The sequence below is a fragment of the Mycobacterium sp. IDUB_39 genome (assembly GCF_055419205.1).
In genome coordinates this window covers 18,185-36,235 of sequence record NZ_JBVAXF010000012.1, presented here as the reverse complement: position 1 = coordinate 36,235, position 18,051 = coordinate 18,185, and the positions used below count along the sequence as shown (strand labels likewise).

The window sequence follows — 18,051 nt, the reverse complement described above, 5'->3', positions numbered from 1 at the left end:
CCACAACGCCGAACGTGAACGCACTGCGAAAGGGAGGCTAGTTCTTCGCAGTGGCGTCACGTTCGCGGGCCCGCCCCCTCAGACCTAGGTGTCGAGCGCCAGGTCCTTGCGGAAGCGCTTCATACCGTCGATCTTGTCGGCGGTGGTCGCATCGGGCCCGGCGTAGAACATCCACGGCATGGTGATGATCCCGTGGATGCCTGCTGCCTCGGCCCGTGCATAGTGCTCGGGCAGGAATGCGTCGGCCAGCGGCGTCAGGACGGTGAAATCGTCCATCGTCAGCCCCTTTTCGGCCCGTAGCTCCCGCAGTCTCTCGACCGACGCGATCGCCCGGTCGGTGGTGATTAGGTCGCCGATCCAGCCGTCGTTACGCGCGGCGCGCCGCAATGCGATATCCGAAAGTCCTCCGACATAGATCGGAATGTGCGGCGGTGTGGGCTCCATCTCGAGTCGCGGAGTGGTGTAGAACTCGCCGGAGAACTCGGTCCAGCCCGGTTGCCAGAGCGCGCGCATCAATTCCAGCATCTCGTCGGTGCGCTTGCCGCGGCGGTCGAACCGCTGCCCCATCAACGTGAACTCCTCCTCGCACCAGCCGACGCCGATTCCGAGTTCAAGCCGTCCGTCGGCCAGACACGCGGCGGTACCGATGGCCTTCGCCGCGGTGTACGGATCGCGCATCGCGGGCAGGTACACGGTTGTGACGAACCTCAGGCGAGTGGTCGCCAGCGCGAGCGCACCGATCATCACCCACGGATCGGGCCAGTGCGTGAAGGCCTGCCACCGCCGCGACCCGTCGTCCGTGTACGGGTAGGGCGTCTGCAGCGTCTCCAGGTTGACCACGTGATCGGCGATGCCCATCCCGTCGTATCCGAGATCGTCTGCGGCCTTGGCGATTTCGACGACCTCCTTGATGTCGAGGAATGCCGTGCTGACGTAGAACTTCATGCAGTTTCCATCCCCTGCTCGCTCCGCTCCTGGTTGCTGACATCCCGCGCCCACGCGGGTCTGATGAACACACCGTCGGCCTCCACGGTGCGGCCCTGGGCATCGCTCAGATAGCCGCGGGCGTAGGTCTTGATGCCCTCGGTGCGTTCGATGAACGCCTCGGCACGCACCGGACCCAACGGTGTGCCCCGCAGATAGCGAAGTGTGATGGTGCCGGTGTACAGCGGTTTGGTGAGACCGTCGCTGGCGGCCTCCCCCAGGATGTGGTCGAGCACCAGAGCACAGATGCCACCGTGCACCAGCCCCGGAGGACCCTCGTATGACGGGCCAAGTGTGAACTCCGCCCAGCACCCGCCGTCGGGATCGTGCACGACCTCCATAGGCGGGGCGATCGCGTTGCGCAGTCCCACTGCCGGATTCGCCCACACGAGCGGACGCCCCGTTCCCTCATGCCGCCGCGCCGCGGTGCCATCCCACTGCTCCCGCTCCAATGTCGCGGTCGCCGAGTCGATCTCCGCGCGGGCCGCGTTGACGGCCTCCTCGTCGGCGCCGGTGCGGATACCCGCCTCGATGAGCTTGCGCATGGACACGGCCAACGGCTCGTAGATGGAGCGCAACCGCTCGTACTCCTCGCCAGTGATCACGTCGAACGCATAGCCGCCACTGGGTTCATTCACCGAAGATTCTCCGTACCACTGTCTTTGCCCTGCGCGTGACGCGCAGGTAGTTGTCGAGGAACTCGCCGCCATCACCGTTGTCCCACCCCGCGGCCACCGCGACGGCGTTGAGCTGACGGCCCGGGCCGGGCAGCTGGTCGGTGGCCTTGCCCTTGACCAGCACCAGCGCGTTGCGGGCCTTCGTCGCGGTGAGCCACGCCTGGCGCAGCAGATCCACGTCGCCCTCGGCGATCAACTCGGCCGCGCCGATGGCGTTGAGCGCGTCCAGCGTCGACGTGCTGTGCAGTGACGGCAGTCGGTGCGCGTGTCGCAACTGCAGCAGCTGGACCGTCCACTCGATATCGGCGAGCCCACCACGGCCGAGCTTGGTGTGGGTGTTCGGGTCGGCGCCACGAGGTAGCCGCTCGGCGTCCACGCGCGCCTTAACTCGCCGGATCTCCTGCACGGCCTCAGCTGACACGCCGTTCGGCGGGTAGCGAGTGGCATCGACGAGCAGCAGGAACCGATGTCCGAGGTCCTCGTCGCCTGCCACCCGGTGGGCCCGCAGCAGGGCCTGGATCTCCCACGGCGCCGCCCACTGCTCGTAGTACGCCTGATAGGAGGCCAGGGTGCGGACCAGCGGACCACTGCGCCCCTCGGGCCGCAGGTTGGCGTCCACCTCGAGCGGAGGGTCCGCACTCGGCGTGCCGAGCCTGGCCCTGATCTGTTCGGCGACGCTCACCGACCACTTCACGGCCACCGACTCCTCGGTGTCGCCCACGGGTTCGCAGACGAACATGACGTCGGCGTCCGAGCCATAGCCGAGTTCACCGCCGCCGAGGCGGCCCATGCCGATGACCGCGATCTTGGCTGGTGGTCCGGTTGCGGGTGTGTTGGCGCGGACCACCGAGTCGAGCGCTGCCTGAAGGACAGCCACCCACACCTCGGTCAGGGCCTTGCACACCTCGGTGACCTCGAGCATGCCCAACAGGTCGGCCGAGGCGATGCGGGCCAGTTCCCGTCGCCGCAGGGTGCGCGCTGCCGCGATGGCGCGGACCGGATCCCGGTGTCGCCCAGCTGAGGCCACCAGTGATCGCCCCACGCCGTCGGGTTCGACCTCGAGCAGCTTGGCTCCGTTGGGTCCGTCGGCGTACTGCTGGATCACCTCGGGCGCACGCATGAGGAGTTCGGGGATGTAGGCCGACGTGCCGCACACCCGCATCAGCCGCTTGGCCACCGCGCTCTCATCGCGCAGCGTCGCGAGATACCAACGTTGATCGGCGAGTTCCTCGCTGATGCGCCGGTACGCCAGCAACCCGGCATCGGGGTCGGGCGTGTCGGACAGCCAGTCCAGCAGCGTCGGCAGCAGAACCCGCTGCACGCGACCCCGCCTGCCGCTGTTGCCGGTGAGTGCGGCGAGGTGGGTGAGCGCGCTCTGCGGGCCCTCGTATCCGAGCGCGGCGAGCTGACGTTCGGCCGCCTCCGGCGTCATCGCGCTCCCGAGTTCGACGGCGGTGCCGCCCACCGACTCGAGCAGCGGTTGATAGAACAGCTTGGCGTGCAAGCGCGAGACGCGCATGCTCTGGCGCTTGAGTTCGTCGCGCAGCACGCCCAGCGCATCGCGCTGGCCGTCGGGTCGGACGTGCGCGGCGCGGGCCAGCCAGCGCAGCGCCTCGTCGTCGCCCGGCTCCGGCAGCATGTGTGTGCGCTTGAGCCGCTGCAGCTGGAGGCGATGCTCGAGCAACCTCAGGAACTCGTAGGACGCCGTCAGGTTGGCTGCGTCGTCGCGGCCGATGTATCCACCTTCCGCGAGTGCTGCCAGGGCGTCCACCGTGGAGGCCACGTGCAGCGACTCGTCGGTACGGCCGTGGACGAGTTGCAGTAGCTGTACCGCGAACTCGACATCGCGCAGCCCTCCGGTACCGAGTTTGATCTCGCGGGCGCGGACGTCGGCCGGGACCAGCTGTTCGACGCGACGGCGCATCGCCTGCACCTCGGGGACGAAATCCTCCCGCTCGCAGGCGGTCCACACCATCGGCCGCAGCGCGGCCATGTACTGCTCACCGAGTTCGGCGTCGCCCACCGCGGGCCGCGCCTTGAGCAGGGCCTGGAACTCCCACGTCTTGGCCCACCGCTCGTAGTACGCCACGTGGGACTCCAACGTGCGCACCAGCTGGCCGTGCTTTCCCTCCGGGCGCAGGGCGGCGTCCACTTCGAAGAACGCGTCGTTCGCGAACCGCATCATCTCGCCGGCCACGCGGATCGCGATGGTGTCGGCGTTCTCCGCGACGAATATGACGTCGACGTCGCTGACGTAGTTCAGTTCGCGCGCGCCGGACTTCCCCATCGCGATGACCGCCAGCCGGGGCGGGGGCGTGTCATCACCGCACACCATGCGCGTCGCGATGATGAGCGCGGCACCCAGAGCCGCGTCGGCGAGATTCGCGAGGTGTTCACCGACCGTGGGGAATGGAATGACGGGTTCGTTCTCCACCGTGGGAGCGAGGTCGAGTGCGGCCAGGACCAGCAGCCTGTCGCGGTACATCAGCCGCAGCGCCTGCCCCGCGGTCGCGTCGGTGGAGTTCTCGGCGGCGGCGTCGAAGTCGCGGCGCAGATCGGCTGCGGACGGCAGTGTCACATTGCCCGCCAGCAGATGCCAGGAGTTGGGCTCGGCGACGAGGTGATCACCCAGCGCGTACGACGAGCCGAGCACACTGAACAGTCGACCGCGCAGCGCCCGATCCGTGATCAGCGCGTGGTTCAGCTCGTCCCAACCGGATTCAAGCGACTCGGCGAGGCGAACCATCGTGTGCAGGGCGGCGTCGGCGTCGGGTGCGCGCGAGAGCGACCACAGCAGTTCGATGTGGTCATCGGTGTGCCAGCCCAGCCGGTCCAGATCGTCACGCGCTGTCGGCGCGACCAGACCCAGCCTGCCAACACCTGGCAGCGTCGGACGGTGGGTTGCGGGTTTGGCCACGTTCTGACGTTAGCGCACCTACCTACACCCCCGGTCGCTCCGCTCCTGCCCGCCGAAACCTACAGCGAGAGGTAGGCCTTCAGCTCGAACGGCGTGACGTGGCTGCGGTAGTTCTCCCACTCGGCGCGCTTGTTGCGCAGGAAGAAGTCGAAGACGTGCTCCCCCAACGCTTCCGCGACCAGCTCGGAGTTCTCCATCTCGATCAGGGCGGCACCGAGGCTGCCCGGCAGCTCCTTGTAACCCATCGCGCGGCGCTCCTCGGGTGTCAGCGTCCACACGTTGTCCTCGGCCTGCGGGCCGAGGACGTAGTTCTTCTCCACACCCCGCAGGCCCGCGGCCAGCAGGACCGCGAACGCCAGGTACGGGTTGCACGCCGAGTCGGGGCTGCGTACCTCGACGCGTCGCGAGGACGCCTTGCGCGGCGTGTACATCGGCACCCGGACAAGCGCTGACCGGTTGGCCGCACCCCAAGACGCGGCGGTCGGCGCCTCGCCGCCGTGCACCAGCCGCTTGTAGGAGTTCACCCACTGGTTGGTGACGGCGCTGATCTCGGAGGCGTGCTCGAGGATGCCCGCGATGAACGACTTGCCGACATCGGACAGCTGCAGCGGATCATCGGGAGTGTGGAAGGCGTTGGTCTCGCCCTCGAACAGGCTCATGTGGGTGTGCATCGCCGAGCCGGGGTACTCGGCAAAGGGCTTGGGCATGAACGACGCCCGCACACCCTCGTTGAGCGCGACCTCCTTGACCACGTAGCGGAACGTCATGACGTTGTCTGCCATGGACAACGCATCGGCGTAGCGCAGGTCGATCTCCTGCTGCCCGGGCGCACCCTCGTGGTGGCTGAACTCCACCGAGATGCCCATCTGCTCCAGCGCGTCGATCGCGTGGCGGCGGAAGTTCGGGGCCGAGTCGTGAATCGTCTGGTCGAAGTAGCCGCCGTTGTCGGCAGGCACCGGCGGAGCCTCGTCAGCGCCCGGCTTGAGGAGGAAGAACTCGATCTCGGGGTGCACGTAGCAGGAGAAGCCGAGATCGCTGGCCTTGCCCAGCTGGCGGCGCAGCACGTGGCGCGAGTCGCCCCACGACGGGGAACTGTCCGGCATGGTGATGTCGCAGAACATGCGGGCGGAGTGGTTCTTGCCGCCGCTCGTCGTCCACGGCAGCACCTGGAACGTCGAGGGATCGGGCCGGGCCACCATGTCGGATTCCGAGACCCGCGCAAAGCCCTCGATGGAGGAGCCGTCGAAGCCGATGCCCTCTTCGAACGCACCCTCCAATTCGGCGGGCGCGATGGCGACCGATTTGAGGTAACCGAGCACGTCGGTGAACCACAACCGAACGAAACGGATATCGCGTTCCTCCAGCGTGCGCAGCACGAATTCCTTCTGGCGGTCCATGTGCGCAGCGTAGGCACCGGCTGTTAAATCTGTGTTACGTGGGGGCTGCTGTTGCACGCCGATCAGCCGTCGGTCCTAGCACCGGAGGTCAGGCGGCGGCAGCCGGGAGTCCACCAGGAAACCGACCACTGCGGGGTCGACGCACGCGTCCCCGTTGAACACCACGGTGTGCTGGGTGCCGTCGAAGGTGATCAACGACGCGTCGAGTTCACGAGCCAGTTCGACACCTGCCTGATACGGCGTCGCCGGATCGCGCGTGGTCGACACCACGACGACCTTTCCCGGGCCAGGCGAGATGCCATCGTGTGGCACCGACGTCGGGGGCACCGGCCACGCCGCACACACGTCCCGGGGGGCGAACCCGGTGAACTCGCCATAGGCCATGAACGGCGCCACGGCCCGCGCCTGCCGATCGGCGTCGACCCACACGGCCGGATCGGACGGGTAGGGCGCATCCACACATCGAATCGCGGTGAACGCATCCTGCTGGTTGGAGTAGTGGCCCGCCTGATCACGGCCCTGGTAGTCGTCGGCGAGCAGCAGCAGGTCGCCGGGATCGGTGCCGCGCTGCAGGCCGAGCAGTCCGCTGGTGAGGTACTTCCAGTACCTCTGCGTGTAGAGCGCGTTGGCGGTGCCGGTGATCGCGTCCTGGTAGCTGAGCCCGCGCGGGTCCGAGGTTCGGGCCGGCCCGTAAGCCAGTGGGTTGATCAGCTGGTGGTAGCGCGCGACGAACAGGGCGGGGTCCTGGCCCAGTGGGCAGTCGGTCGAACGGGCGCAGTCGGCCGCGTAGTCGTCGAAGGCCATCTGGAATCCGGCGAGCTGTCGAATGTTCTCGGCCACGGGATCCGAACCGGGGTCGACGGCGCCGTCGAGGACCATGGCCCGGACACGGTCCGGGTACTGCTCGGCGTACTTCGCGCCGAGTTCTGTCCCGTAGGAGAACCCCAGATAGTTGATCTGGTTCTCCCCGAGCGCCGCGCGCACGACGTCCATGTCCTGCGCGGTCGACGCGGTCCCCACGTTGGCCAGGAAGTCGACGCCGGTCTTGTCCACGCAGCCCTGGGCTAGTTGGGCGTACACGCCCTCGATCGCCGCAACTCCCGCTTGGCTGTAGTTGACCATCGGCTCACGCCGGAACGCGTCGAACTCCGCATCCGAGCGGCAGCGGATCTGCGGGGTCGAGTGACCGACGCCGCGCGGGTCGAAGCCGACGAGGTCGAAGCGGCGGGTGATGTCGGTGTCGGCCAGCCCGCCGGCCATGGCGGCGACCGTGTCGACCGCCGAGGCGCCAGGCCCACCGGGATTGACCATCAGCACACCGATACGGTCCCCGGTGGCGGGCACCCGGATGACCGCCAGTTGTGCTTGCGGCCCAGCGGGATTCGCGTAATCGACCGGCACCGCAACGGTGCCGCACTCCGCGGTCGGAATCGCGGAGACGTCTCCGAACAGGGCCGCGCAGCTACCCCAGACGGGCGGTTGGCCATAGGACTGCACGGCTGCGCCCTCGGGCGACGCTCCCGCAGTCGGGCAGAGGACACCGGCTAGCACCACAGTGGCGAGCGGTGCCGAGATCAATTTGCCCACCCGCCACATGGCAGACATGTTCGCACGCAACCGGCTTCACAGCCGCATCCGATGTCGAGCGGTGACTAGGCAGCAACCCGACGGTGATCTAACGGTCGCGTCAGCAACGCCCACCGGCTGGCGGCACGACGACGTCCACGAGGTACTTCGCGGAGATGTCGTCGACGCACTTGTTGCCCTGGAACACGACAGTGTGCTGCGTGCCCTCATATGTCAGCAACGTTCCGCCGAGTTGCTTGGCCAAGTCGACACCGGCCTGATACGGCGTGGCGGGGTCGTTCGTCGTCGACACCACCAGGGTGGGCGGCAAACCCTCGATCTTGAGTTCGTGCGGCTCCGACGTCGGTGGCACCGGCCAGAACGCGCATGTGCCCATCGGGGCGTTGCCGGTGAACTCGCCGTAGCTCATGAACGGCGCGGCGGCGCGAGCACGCTTGTCCTGATCGATGATCTTGTCCCGGTCGGTGATCGGTGGCTCATCGACGCAGTTGACGGCCACCCGCACATCCGTGGAGTTGTTGTAGTGCCCCTGCGGGTCACGTCCCATGTAGAGATCGGCCAGCGCCAGCATCGTGTCGCCCCTGCCCGCCCGCATCTCCGAGAGCGCCTGGGTGAGGTGGCGCCACAGGTTGGGCGAGTACAGCGGCAGGATGGTGCCGATCACCGCGTCGCCGTAACTGAGGCCGCGGGGGTCGTCGGTCTTGGCGGGATCGTCCACCAGCGGGTCGACCATCGACTTGTAGACCTCGACGGCCTTGGCGGGGTCGGTGCCCAGCGGACAGCTCGGGCTCTTCGCGCAGTCCGCGGCGTAGTCGTTGAACGCGGTCTGAAACGCGGCGGCCTGACGGATGTCCGCCTCGAGCGGATCGGCGTTGGGGTCGACGGCACCGTCGAGGATCATGGCGCGCACCTTGTCCGGGAACGCCTCGGCGTAGGCCGCCCCGATTCTGGTGCCGTACGAGTAGCCGAGGTAGGTCAGCTTGTCGTCACCCAGGGCCTCGCGCATCGCGTCGAGATCCCTTGCCACGTTCGCGGTTCCGATGTTGGCGAGGAACTCCTCCCCCATCTTGTCCACGCAGCGCTGCACGAAGTCCTTGGTCTCGGACTCGATGTGGGCGACACCCTCCGGGCTGTAGTCCACCTGCGGGTCGGCCCGCAGCCGATCGTTGTCCTCATCTGAGTTGCACCACACCGCGGGCGTCGAGCGTCCAACGCCACGCGGATCGAAGCCGACCAGGTCGAAGCGCTCACGCACCGCGTCCGGCATGCTGCCCACCAGCGACGCCGCCGCGGAGACACCCGACTCACCGGGGCCACCGGGGTTGATGATCAGCGAGCCGATCTTGTCACCGGTGGCGGGGAACCGGATCATCGCGATCTGGGCGACCTCGCCGTCGGGCTTGGTGTAGTCCACGGGGACCGACAGCTTGCCGCACTCGGCGCCCTCGGGGATCTGGACGTCGCTGGGCGAGGACTCGCATTCGTCCGCCGACCAGGCCACGGGCGTTCCCGGCGGCGGGACGTCAATCACCGCGCGGCCGGCGACCACGTTGCTACATCCGGCCACCACCATTGTCACCGTGGCGGCCGCGAGCAGCCCGCGTCTGAGGTTCATGGCTGACCATGCTGCCATGAGTGATCATCGGCCCTGATGAGGGCGCTAGCGCGTGGCGGCCAGCAACTCCTCGAGTGCGAGGTGGAAGTCGTCAGCCATGTCCCACAGATCGGGCAGCAACTCCGGGCAGGAGATCAGTCCGACGTCGAGTCCACCGCCCAGCGACATCACCGTGATGTTGAGCCCCGAGCCGTGGAATATCGGCCCGAGGGGAAACATGGCCTTGACTCGCGCGCCCAAGAAGTACAGCGGCACCTGGGGTCCCGGCACGTTGGAGATGACGAGATTGTGCACCGGTCTGGCGCTGGTGAGCCGACTCGAGGCATACACCCGCATCGCGACACCGAACACCGCGGGCGCGGCGAACTGCGACCAGTCCTGAAGCAGCGTTGCGCCGATCGCCGAACTATGCTGCTTAGCAAGTGAATTCGCCTCAGCGATGGCCTTGAGTCGCTCTGCGGGATCCTCGATGTTCGTCTGCAGGCTGGCGAACATGCCCGACACCTGGTTGCGGCCGGGCCGGTCCGACTTCTCGTGCACCGACACCGGGACCATCGCCACCAGCGAGCTGTCGGGGAGTTCGTCGCGGTCGAGCAGGAACCGCCGCAGCACCCCGGACACCAGAGCCATCACGACGTCGTTGACCTTGACCCCGAAGTGGTTCTTGACGGTCTTGACGTCCTCGAGGCTCAACTGGGCGAATGCGACGTTGCGGCGCCCGGTGACATTGGTGTTGAACGTCGTCTTGGGCGCATTGAACGGTGCCGCCATGTGAAGTCCGTTGCGGGCGCGCTTGACGGTGTCCACCACGGTCGACAGCGTCGAGGGCACCACATTGACCAGCTTCCAGGGCCGGGTGACGAACTTGATCGCCCCGCTGACCGCGATCTCCAGGTCCGATCCACCCCCGACGCCCTCGACCGGCTCCGGCGCCGGCGCATCGGCCTCCGTGGTGCACAGCTGTGACATCAGGTTGGCTCCGGTGACGCCGTCGACACAGGCGTGGTGCACCTTGGTCAGCACCGCCAGCCGACCGGCGGTGTTCTCCTCGGTGCCCGCGACGTTCTCGATGACCCACATCTCCCACAGCGGCCTGCTGCGGTCCAGCGTCAGCGAGGCGATGTGACCGCAGATCTCGCCGAGTTCGGCGCGACCGCCGGGCGATGGCAGACCGATCCGGTGCAGGTGCCTGTCGACGTCAAAGTCCTTGTCCTCCACCCACACCGGGTGATCGAGGTTAAGTCGGCTGTCGGAGAGCTTCTCGCGGAACTCGGGCATCGCCTTGATTCGCAGCCTCAGCGCGTGACGCAACCCGTCGAACGTGTAGCCGCCCGGGATCGTCGAGGGATCGATCTCCAGGATCGAGCACACGTGAAGTGGCTGATCAGCGGTCTCGAGGTAGAGAAAGCTGGCATCTAGACCGCTGAGCCGTTGCATGCGGCGATCGTAGGCCGGTCCGGATGGCTCCGTGTGAGGAAATGCACTTCACTCACGGTTCATCTTCGTGTCGATGGATGGCAGACTGGTTGCCGTCAAACGAACCCGGGGACCCGGATTGGGCCTCGAGGATCGAACCGACCACACAAGGGACGACGATGTCTGAACAGTCTGTTTACGGTGCCTCCACGCCCGAGCAAGCTCCGCGCACGAAAGTCCGCACGCACCACCTCCTGAAGTGGAAGTCCGAGGGCCACAAGTGGGCCATGCTCACGGCCTACGACTACTCCACCGCCCGCGTGTTCGACGCGGCCGAGATCCCGGTGCTCCTGGTCGGCGATTCGGCCGCCAACGTCGTGTACGGCTACGACACCACGGTTCCGGTGACCATCGATGAGTTGATCCCGCTGGTACGCGGCGTGGTGCGTGGTGCACCGCATGCGCTGGTCGTGGCGGACCTGCCGTTCGGCAGCTACGAGGCCAGTCCGGCGCAGGCATTGGCGACCGCCACCCGCTTCATGAAGGAGACGGGTGCGGCCGCGGTCAAGCTCGAGGGCGGCGAGCGCGTGGCCGAACAGATCGCCACGCTGACCCAGGCAGGCATTCCGGTGGTGGCGCACATCGGTTTCACCCCGCAGAGCGTCAACGGGCTGGGCGGCTACCGCATCCAGGGCCGCGGCGACGCGGGCGACCAGACCATCCACGATGCGATCGCCGTGGCCGAGGCCGGCGCGATCGCCGTCGTACTCGAGATGGTGCCCGCAGAGCTGGCCACCCAGATCACCGGCAAGCTCACCATTCCCACGGTCGGCATCGGCGCGGGCCCCAACTGCGATGCCCAGGTGTTGGTCTGGCAGGACATGGCAGGCATGACGTCGGGCAAGACCGCGAAGTTCGTCAAGCGCTTCGGAGACGTCGGCGCCGAATTGCGCCAGGCGGCAATCCAGTACGCCGACGAGGTTGCCTCCGGCGCGTTCCCCGCCGAGGAGCACTCCTACTAACCGCTACATCGACTGTTCGGCTCAGCCGCTACATCTACTGTTCGGCTCAGCCGAAGGCGGGGGCGCGCTTGCCGAGGAAGGCCGCGATGCCCTCCTGGCCGTCGGCTGACTGTGCACACTCCGCGATGGCACGCGCCTCGAGTTCCAGTTGCTCCTCGAGGCCGGTGCGGTAGGTGCCCAGAAGCAGCCGCTTGACGGCGCCGTTGGATGTCCGCGACGTGTTGGCCAGTTCCTGGGCCAGCGTGTCGACACGAGCGGCGAGTTCGCCGTCGGGCACGACCTCGGTGAGCAGACCCCAGTCCAGCGCCTCGGCCGCGGACAGCGTCCGGTTGGTGATCATCAACTGCTGTGTGCGGCGGATGCCGATGAGCCGGGGCAGGTTGTAGGAGGCGCCGCCGTCAGGGCTCAGGCCCGCCTTCGTGTAGGCCATGGTGAACTTGGCCGACTCGGCGGCCAGTGCCAGGTCACCGGCCACGGCGAGGCTGAAGCCTGCGCCCGCGGCGGTGCCGTTGACGGCGGTGATCACCACGGGGTCCATCCGGGCAAAAGTCGACAGCGCGCGGTGCAGATCGGATGCGATGCCCTTGACGAACTCGCCGGCGTTGGGTGCGGCGGCCATGGCCTTCAGATCGCCGCCCGCGCAGAAGAAGCGTCCCGCGCCGGTGATGGTGACCACCTTGGTGGCGGCGTTGTCACACAGCGCCGCGGCGACGGCCAGTTCACGGGTCAGCCTGTCGTCCATGCCATTAGCGGCGTCGGGCCGGTTCAGGACGATGCGGGCGACGGGTCCGGTCTGGTCGAGTGTCAGCGTGTCGAATTCAGGCATGCAGCAAACGTTATCGCACCGGCTTTGTCACCGGCCTTACGGCCATGCGCCGATCTGTAATGGCGCGCCGCCGGACGTTCAGCGCAGCGATTTGGCTCGAACATCATTCGTTCACCTGAATGTGGGAACCTGTTCACAGGTTTCAGCAACGACAGTGCTCACTGGAGATCGAAAGCGAAGATGGCAGCCGACAAACGCAAGGCGTCCCGTCACATCGAGACCGAACGGAAGTTCGCCGTCACCGAGGACACCGTCTCCCCCTCGTTCGAGGGGCTGTCCGCCGTTGCCCGGGTCGAGCGTTCGGACCCACAGCACCTCGACGCTGTCTACTACGACACGGCCGACCATCACCTTGCCGCGCACCGCGTGACGCTGCGCCGCCGCACAGGCGGTCCTGATGCAGGGTGGCATCTCAAGCTGCCCGCCGGACCGGACTCGAGAACCGAGGTACGGCTGCCATTGGGCGACGCCGAGGAGGCGGTGCCCGACGAGCTGCGCGATGTGGTCTTGGCAATCGTCCGGGACCGCGCGCTCGCACCCGTGGCGCGCATCTCCACCGTGCGCATCGTCGATGAGTTGCACGGCCACTCGGGTGCCCCGCTGGCCGAGTTCTGCGATGACCAGGTCACCGCGTCGGCGGTCGGCGGCGCCGAACAGACCTGGCGGGAATGGGAACTCGAACTCGTCGAGGGCGCCGAGGTACCCGCCGATCTATTGGATCGCCTCGCCAACCGGCTTCTCGACGCGGGCGCGCAATCAGCCGGGCACGGGTCGAAGCTGGCGCGCGTGCTGGCCACCTCCGCACCGGACCAGGCGCCCCGTCACGACGATCCGGTGCACCGCGCCGTTGCCGAGCAGATCGAAGAGCTTCTGGTGTGGGACCGCGCCGTACGCGCTGACACGTGGGACTCCGTGCATCAGATGCGGGTTGTCACCCGCAAGATCCGCAGCCTGGTCAAGGGCTCCGAGGAGTCGTTCGGCCTCACCGACGACGCGTGGGTGCTCGAAGAGCTCAAGCTGCTGGCCGGAGTCCTCGGTGTGGCGCGCGACGCCGAGGTGCTCGCGGAGCGCTTCGAGCGTGCACTCGCCGATTTACCCGCGCACCTGGTCCGCGGCCCCGTCCGCGAACGGCTGGTCGATGGTGCGAATCGGCGATACCAGGCCGGGCTGAAGCGGTCGTTGGCCGCGATGCGCTCGGAGCGGTACTTCCGGCTGCTCGACGCGCTCGATGACCTCAAGACCGCCGAGCCGGTGGCGTCGACCTCCGGTGAGCCGCCGCGGCAGACCACCGTTGCCTCGGCGTACCGCAAGGTGCGCAAGGCCGCGAAGGCGGCACTCATCGCCAAGGCGGACCCCGCGGTGAGCATCCAGGGAAAGGACGAGGCCCTGCACCGGATCCGCAAGGGCGCCAAGCGGCTTCGCTACACCGCCGCAGCCACCGGTGCGCGGAACGTCGCGGACGGGGCGAAGCTCATTCAGACGCTGCTGGGTGATCATCAGGACAGCGTGGTCAGCCGCGCACATCTGTCGACCGAGGCCAGCGCCGCGCACGCCGACGGTGAGGACACCTTCACCTACGGGCTGCTGTTTCAACTGGAGGACGAACTGGCCCGGCGGTCCGAGGATCTTCTCGAGGGCGCGCTGCGCAAGCTCAAGAAGGCGGTTCGCGCGGCGGGCTGACCCGTTCGCGACAGGCTGACCCGTTGGGGCGGACGAGTTGGCCTGTAAGCCGGATTCTGTTCCCCGTCACCATTACTGGTGGCGGGGCGACGACCATCCATCTGGACACACCGTCACCGGGTGCCTCGAGCGGCCTACCCGCAGGCTCGGGCGAGCAGCCCTCAAACGCCTGCGCGGCCGCAACCAGGTTGCGGCCTTCTTGGCCTTGCTTCGGGTGGGGTTTGCCTAGCCACCCCGGTCACCCGGGATGCTGGTGCGCTCTTACCGCACCGTTTCACCCTTACCCCCCTGCCCGAAGGCTGGGTGGCGGTCTGTTCTCTGTGGCACTGTCCCGCGAGTCACCTCGGATTGCTGTTGGCAATCACCCTGCTCTGTGAAGTCCGGACTTTCCTCGAATCCCCAGAGGGGGTCCGCGGCCGTCCGGCCAACTCGTCCGCGCTGATCACCGTACTCTGATCCCCATGGCACAGGTGCCGCCGGCCCGCTATCTGCAGCGCGCCAAGGACTTGGTCGACGCCCGCTACGCCGAGCAGATCACCGTCGAGGACCTCGCTGCGGCGGCGGGCCTGTCACGCGCGCATTTCTCCCGGATGTTCACCCGCACGTTCGGCGAGTCCCCGCGCGCCTACCTGCAGACCCGGCGGCTGGAACGGGCCGCATCGTTGCTGCGCTACACCGACCGCTCGGTCGCCGACATCTGTGTGATGGTCGGGCTGCAGAGCGTCGGGTCATTCACCAGCAGTTTCGCCCGCGTGTACGGCAGGCCACCGGCGGCCTATCGGGCCAGCATGCCGCCCGCAGCATCGCGCGCACGGATTCCGAGCTGCATCGTGGCGCGAGACACCCGGCCACCGGCCGACAGCCGGGTCAAGACAGCACACCGGGAGAAGACGGGCACCTGACCTCGGCCGTAGCGTCGGCCTCATGATGAAAATCGCAAGCACACACCTGTGGGTTCATGATCAAGAGGTCGCGCTCAAGTTCTGGACCGATCAGGTCGGCATGGAGGTGCGGGAGGACGTTTCGTTCCCCGAGGAGATGGGCGACTTTCGTTGGCTCACCGTAGGCCCACCGGGCCAGGACGACGTCAGCATCGTCCTGATGGCGGTGCCGGGTCCTCCGGTGATGGACGAGGACACGCGCAAGCAGGTGCTCGACCTGACCGCGAAGGGTTTCGCGGGCACGGTGTTCCTGCTCACCGATGACGCCGCAGCGTCCTACAAGGAGCTGACCGAGCGCGGCGTGGAGTTCACCGAACCACCCACCGAGATGCCCTACGGCATTGACTCCGGATTCCGCGACCCCTCGGGCAACAGCATCCGGCTCACCCAGCGCACCGACTAGGACGGTGGTTACCGCTTGACTTTCCCGCATGGAAAGTGGATTCTACTTTCCATGCGGGAAAGTGAGGATGGGGTTATGGAGAACGTCACGCCGGCCGACGCGCGCGCCGCGCTGGATGCCGTTGACCGCGCCAAAGCGCACGTGGTGGATGAGGTGGGTCTGCCCCGGTGGTACTGGTGGCTCCTGGCGGCGGGCTGGGTCGTGATCGGACTCATCGGCGACGTTGGGCCGCAGTGGCTCGTCATTGGGGCCACGGTCGGGTTCGGAGTCGTTCATTCCGCGATTGCGTCGCGCCGACTGAGCGGTCGCCGAAGGACCGACCGCATGCAGGTCAGCGCCGATACGGTTGGGCACCGGATACCGCTGGTGGTGATTGGCATGCTGTTCGCTCTGGTCGCTGTGACGATTGCGGCGGCGGTCGCCCTGCACGCCGACGGTGCCCGTCATCCCGGAATCGCCGCGGCCGTGTTCGTCGCCGCCATCGTCGGCCTGGGCGGACCCGAGATTCTGCGGACTCTGTGCCGCTGGGTCCATGCATGACGACGACGCCGCGCTTTGACGAACTGATCCACCCCAGCACGCGCTTGACATTGGTGGCCATGTTGGCCGCCGTGGACTGGGTCGAGTTCTCCTATCTCAAAGAGACATTGGGACTTTCGGATTCTGCCTTGTCGAAGCAACTGTCAATTCTGGAACAGGCGGGATACGTCACCACCGAACGCCGCCTGGAGGCGAGACGCCGCAGGGTGCACGCCAGGCTGACCGACGCTGGCCGGATCGCGTTCGACGGTCACGTCGCCGCGCTGCGCGCCATCGTCGACGGTCCGATCCGGACGGACCACGACCTCAACGTTTCGTCAGATGCGACGCCGACGCCCGTGAAACTGCCTTAGGTTCAGCGGGTTTGCCGGAGTCGGGCAAACCCTCGCCACTGGAGCGGGCTTCCACTGGTGCACCTGCCATTGTGGGCCGTCAACATTCGATGACGGCCCACAAACGGCAGGGTCCTCCCTGCGACTCGGCTAGACCGTGCGCCGCAGAACCATCAGGTTGTCCCCCAGTGTCGCCTCCTGGCCGTCGGGTCCGGTGACCTCACGCTCGATCGTCTCGATCCGCACGCGGTCCCATTCGCCCGCCGACAGGTCAAGGCTCGCCAGCACCTCCTCGGCGCTCGGGAACGGATGGTCGTGCGGCACGTTCGTCGCCCACGACGGCATCCCGGCATGGTCGACGATCACGAGATGTCCCCCCGGCGCCACGGCGCGGGCGGCATTGGCAAGGATCTGCGGTCGCTCCAGACGCACTGTGGAGTGCAGGAACTGGGCTGACACCAGGTCGAAGGTGCCCTCCGGGAAGCTGTCGGACAGGTCGTGGCGCTCGAAGTTCACCCGGTCCCGCACACCCCGCGCCTCGGCTTCGGCGGCCGCCCGCGCGATCGCGGTCTCCGAGATGTCGACCGCCGTGACGTGCCACCCCTGCTCGGCGAGCCAGACAGCGTCTCCACCCTCACCGCAGCCGAGGTCCAGCGCGTGACCGGTGGGCAGGTCCGCGACCACCTTCGACAGCTGTGCGTTGACCCGTCCACTCCAAATGCGTTGACGTTGACCGTAATGCCGTTCCCAGTACTCCGTCGCCGTGAGCCCGTGGGTGGGCCACGGCGGCACGGGCAGACCGACGTCGTCGCCGAGCAGGCTTTGCATGATGGATGCGCCCGCCATGCTTCCCGTCGCGACTGCGGCCGCGACCTGGGGCATCTGCGCGCCGATGTCACCCGCCGCGAAGAGTCCTGGAACGGTGGTGCGCTGGAGCGCATCGACGACCAGGCCGTCCACCGCGACCGGGCCCGGCGCGGTCATCGCGCCGAGTTGTGCCGCCAGAGTGGATCTCTGGTGCAGCGTGGTGGCGACCAGCGCGGCGCGGCGCGCCAGCCGCTCGCCGTCGGAGAACTCGACAGCGGTCAGTTCGCCACTCTCCGAGACCAATCGAGTGACTGACCGCGTATCGACGGTGACACCGGCTGCGTCCAACTGCTTGAGCTGGGCGTCATCGAGCCCATCGTCGCCGTCGGTCAGGAGCACCACGTCATCGGACCAGCCCCGCAGCAGCAGGGCAGAGTGCACGGCGCGCTCCCCCTTGGCGATGACTGCCAGTGGCGCGTCGCGCACCTCCCAGCCATGGCAGAACGGGCAGTGAAACACCGAACGACCCCAGAGTTCTTCGAGGCCGGAAATGCTGGGCGGCCGGTAGTCCATGCCGGTGGCCAACAGGACTGTCCGGCTCCGTTCGATCGTGCCGTCGGCCAGTTCCAGGGTGAAACCCCTTTCGCCACGGACCACTTCGCCGGTACGCACCTCGACGTTCGGGTACTCGTCCAGCTCGGCGCGGCCCGTCTCGTAGAGTGCTGCTGGCGGCTGGCCGTCATGTCCCAGCAGACCACCGATGCCGTGGGCCGCGAGATTGCTCGGCGCTCCAGCATCCACCACCAACGTGCGCCGACGCGCCCTACCCAGCACCAACGCGGCGCTCAATCCCGCCGCGCCGCCGCCCACCACGATGCAATCCCATTCACCAGTCATGCCCTAGAGC

Annotated in this window: 15 protein-coding genes and 1 other RNA gene; 6 read left to right on the top strand and 10 right to left on the bottom strand. The window is 67.5% G+C overall.

Annotated elements, in window-relative coordinates; genetic code table 11:
• Positions 1-84: 84 nt before the first annotated feature.
• The 7 genes from ACZY0X_RS29695 to ACZY0X_RS29665 all read right to left on the bottom strand — a co-directional run bounded on the left by ACZY0X_RS29695 (position 85) and on the right by ACZY0X_RS29665 (position 10,614).
• Positions 85-945, bottom strand: a complete 861-nt coding sequence (locus ACZY0X_RS29695) for a TIGR03619 family F420-dependent LLM class oxidoreductase (protein ID WP_463775519.1) — start codon at positions 943-945, stop codon at positions 85-87.
• Complete coding sequence (locus tag ACZY0X_RS29690) at positions 942-1,622, bottom strand: PaaI family thioesterase (protein ID WP_463775517.1); 681 nt, start codon at positions 1,620-1,622, stop codon at positions 942-944. The genes ACZY0X_RS29695 and ACZY0X_RS29690 overlap by 4 nt, the downstream gene beginning before the upstream one ends.
• Positions 1,615-4,578, bottom strand: a complete 2,964-nt coding sequence (locus ACZY0X_RS29685) for a bifunctional [glutamine synthetase] adenylyltransferase/[glutamine synthetase]-adenylyl-L-tyrosine phosphorylase (protein ID WP_463775515.1) — start codon at positions 4,576-4,578, stop codon at positions 1,615-1,617. The genes ACZY0X_RS29690 and ACZY0X_RS29685 overlap by 8 nt, the downstream gene beginning before the upstream one ends.
• A 59-nt stretch (positions 4,579-4,637) precedes the next feature.
• Positions 4,638-5,975: a glutamine synthetase family protein gene (locus tag ACZY0X_RS29680; protein WP_463775514.1), complete on the bottom strand. Its 1,338-nt coding sequence runs from the start codon at positions 5,973-5,975 to the stop codon at positions 4,638-4,640.
• 75 nt (positions 5,976-6,050) lie between these two features.
• A complete protein-coding gene (locus tag ACZY0X_RS29675) occupies positions 6,051-7,580 on the bottom strand; it encodes an alpha/beta hydrolase (RefSeq protein ID WP_463775512.1) in 1,530 nt (509 codons plus the stop codon).
• A gap of 82 nt (positions 7,581-7,662) precedes the next feature.
• A complete protein-coding gene (locus tag ACZY0X_RS29670; protein WP_463775510.1) occupies positions 7,663-9,177 on the bottom strand; it encodes an alpha/beta hydrolase in 1,515 nt (504 codons plus the stop codon).
• A 45-nt stretch (positions 9,178-9,222) separates the two neighbouring features.
• A complete protein-coding gene (locus ACZY0X_RS29665) occupies positions 9,223-10,614 on the bottom strand; it encodes a WS/DGAT/MGAT family O-acyltransferase (protein ID WP_463775509.1) in 1,392 nt (463 codons plus the stop codon).
• A 158-nt stretch (positions 10,615-10,772) separates the two neighbouring features.
• On the opposite strand from ACZY0X_RS29665, the gene panB reads away from it, so the two are divergent.
• A complete protein-coding gene (gene panB / locus ACZY0X_RS29660) occupies positions 10,773-11,615 on the top strand; it encodes a 3-methyl-2-oxobutanoate hydroxymethyltransferase (RefSeq protein WP_463775507.1) in 843 nt (280 codons plus the stop codon).
• A 46-nt stretch (positions 11,616-11,661) separates the two neighbouring features.
• Here panB and ACZY0X_RS29655 read toward each other — a convergent pair whose 3' ends face one another.
• Positions 11,662-12,441 carry an enoyl-CoA hydratase/isomerase family protein gene (locus ACZY0X_RS29655; RefSeq protein WP_463775505.1) on the bottom strand — a complete coding sequence of 260 codons (780 nt, stop codon included), beginning with the start codon at positions 12,439-12,441 and terminating at the stop codon, positions 11,662-11,664.
• A 180-nt stretch (positions 12,442-12,621) separates the two neighbouring features.
• Here ACZY0X_RS29655 and ACZY0X_RS29650 point away from each other — a divergent pair, with 180 nt between their 5' ends.
• Positions 12,622-14,121 carry a CYTH and CHAD domain-containing protein gene (locus ACZY0X_RS29650; RefSeq protein ID WP_463775503.1) on the top strand — a complete coding sequence of 500 codons (1,500 nt, stop codon included), beginning with the start codon at positions 12,622-12,624 and terminating at the stop codon, positions 14,119-14,121.
• 29 nt (positions 14,122-14,150) lie between these two features.
• On the opposite strand, the gene rnpB is transcribed toward ACZY0X_RS29650, so the two are convergent.
• An RNA gene (rnpB, locus tag ACZY0X_RS29645) (RNase P RNA component class A) lies at positions 14,151-14,553 on the bottom strand.
• Between the two features lie 29 nt (positions 14,554-14,582).
• Between rnpB and ACZY0X_RS29640 the strand changes: the two genes are divergently transcribed.
• From ACZY0X_RS29640 to ACZY0X_RS29625, 4 genes are all read left to right on the top strand, one after another.
• Complete coding sequence (locus ACZY0X_RS29640) at positions 14,583-15,023, top strand: helix-turn-helix domain-containing protein (RefSeq protein ID WP_241404615.1); 441 nt, start codon at positions 14,583-14,585, stop codon at positions 15,021-15,023.
• A 22-nt stretch (positions 15,024-15,045) separates the two neighbouring features.
• Entirely contained in the window at positions 15,046-15,465 is a 420-nt protein-coding gene (locus tag ACZY0X_RS29635) for a VOC family protein (protein ID WP_463775501.1), read from the top strand.
• A gap of 75 nt (positions 15,466-15,540) precedes the next feature.
• Positions 15,541-16,005 (top strand): hypothetical protein, encoded by a 465-nt coding sequence (locus tag ACZY0X_RS29630; protein WP_463775499.1) that lies wholly within the window; start codon positions 15,541-15,543, stop codon positions 16,003-16,005.
• Positions 16,002-16,358 carry a transcriptional regulator gene (locus ACZY0X_RS29625; RefSeq protein WP_463775498.1) on the top strand — a complete coding sequence of 119 codons (357 nt, stop codon included), beginning with the start codon at positions 16,002-16,004 and terminating at the stop codon, positions 16,356-16,358. The genes ACZY0X_RS29630 and ACZY0X_RS29625 overlap by 4 nt, the downstream gene beginning before the upstream one ends.
• A 129-nt stretch (positions 16,359-16,487) precedes the next feature.
• Here the strand turns inward: ACZY0X_RS29625 and ACZY0X_RS29620 are convergent, their stop codons facing one another.
• Positions 16,488-18,041: an FAD-dependent oxidoreductase gene (locus tag ACZY0X_RS29620; protein ID WP_463775496.1), complete on the bottom strand. Its 1,554-nt coding sequence runs from the start codon at positions 18,039-18,041 to the stop codon at positions 16,488-16,490.
• Between the last annotated feature and the right edge of the window lie 10 nt (positions 18,042-18,051).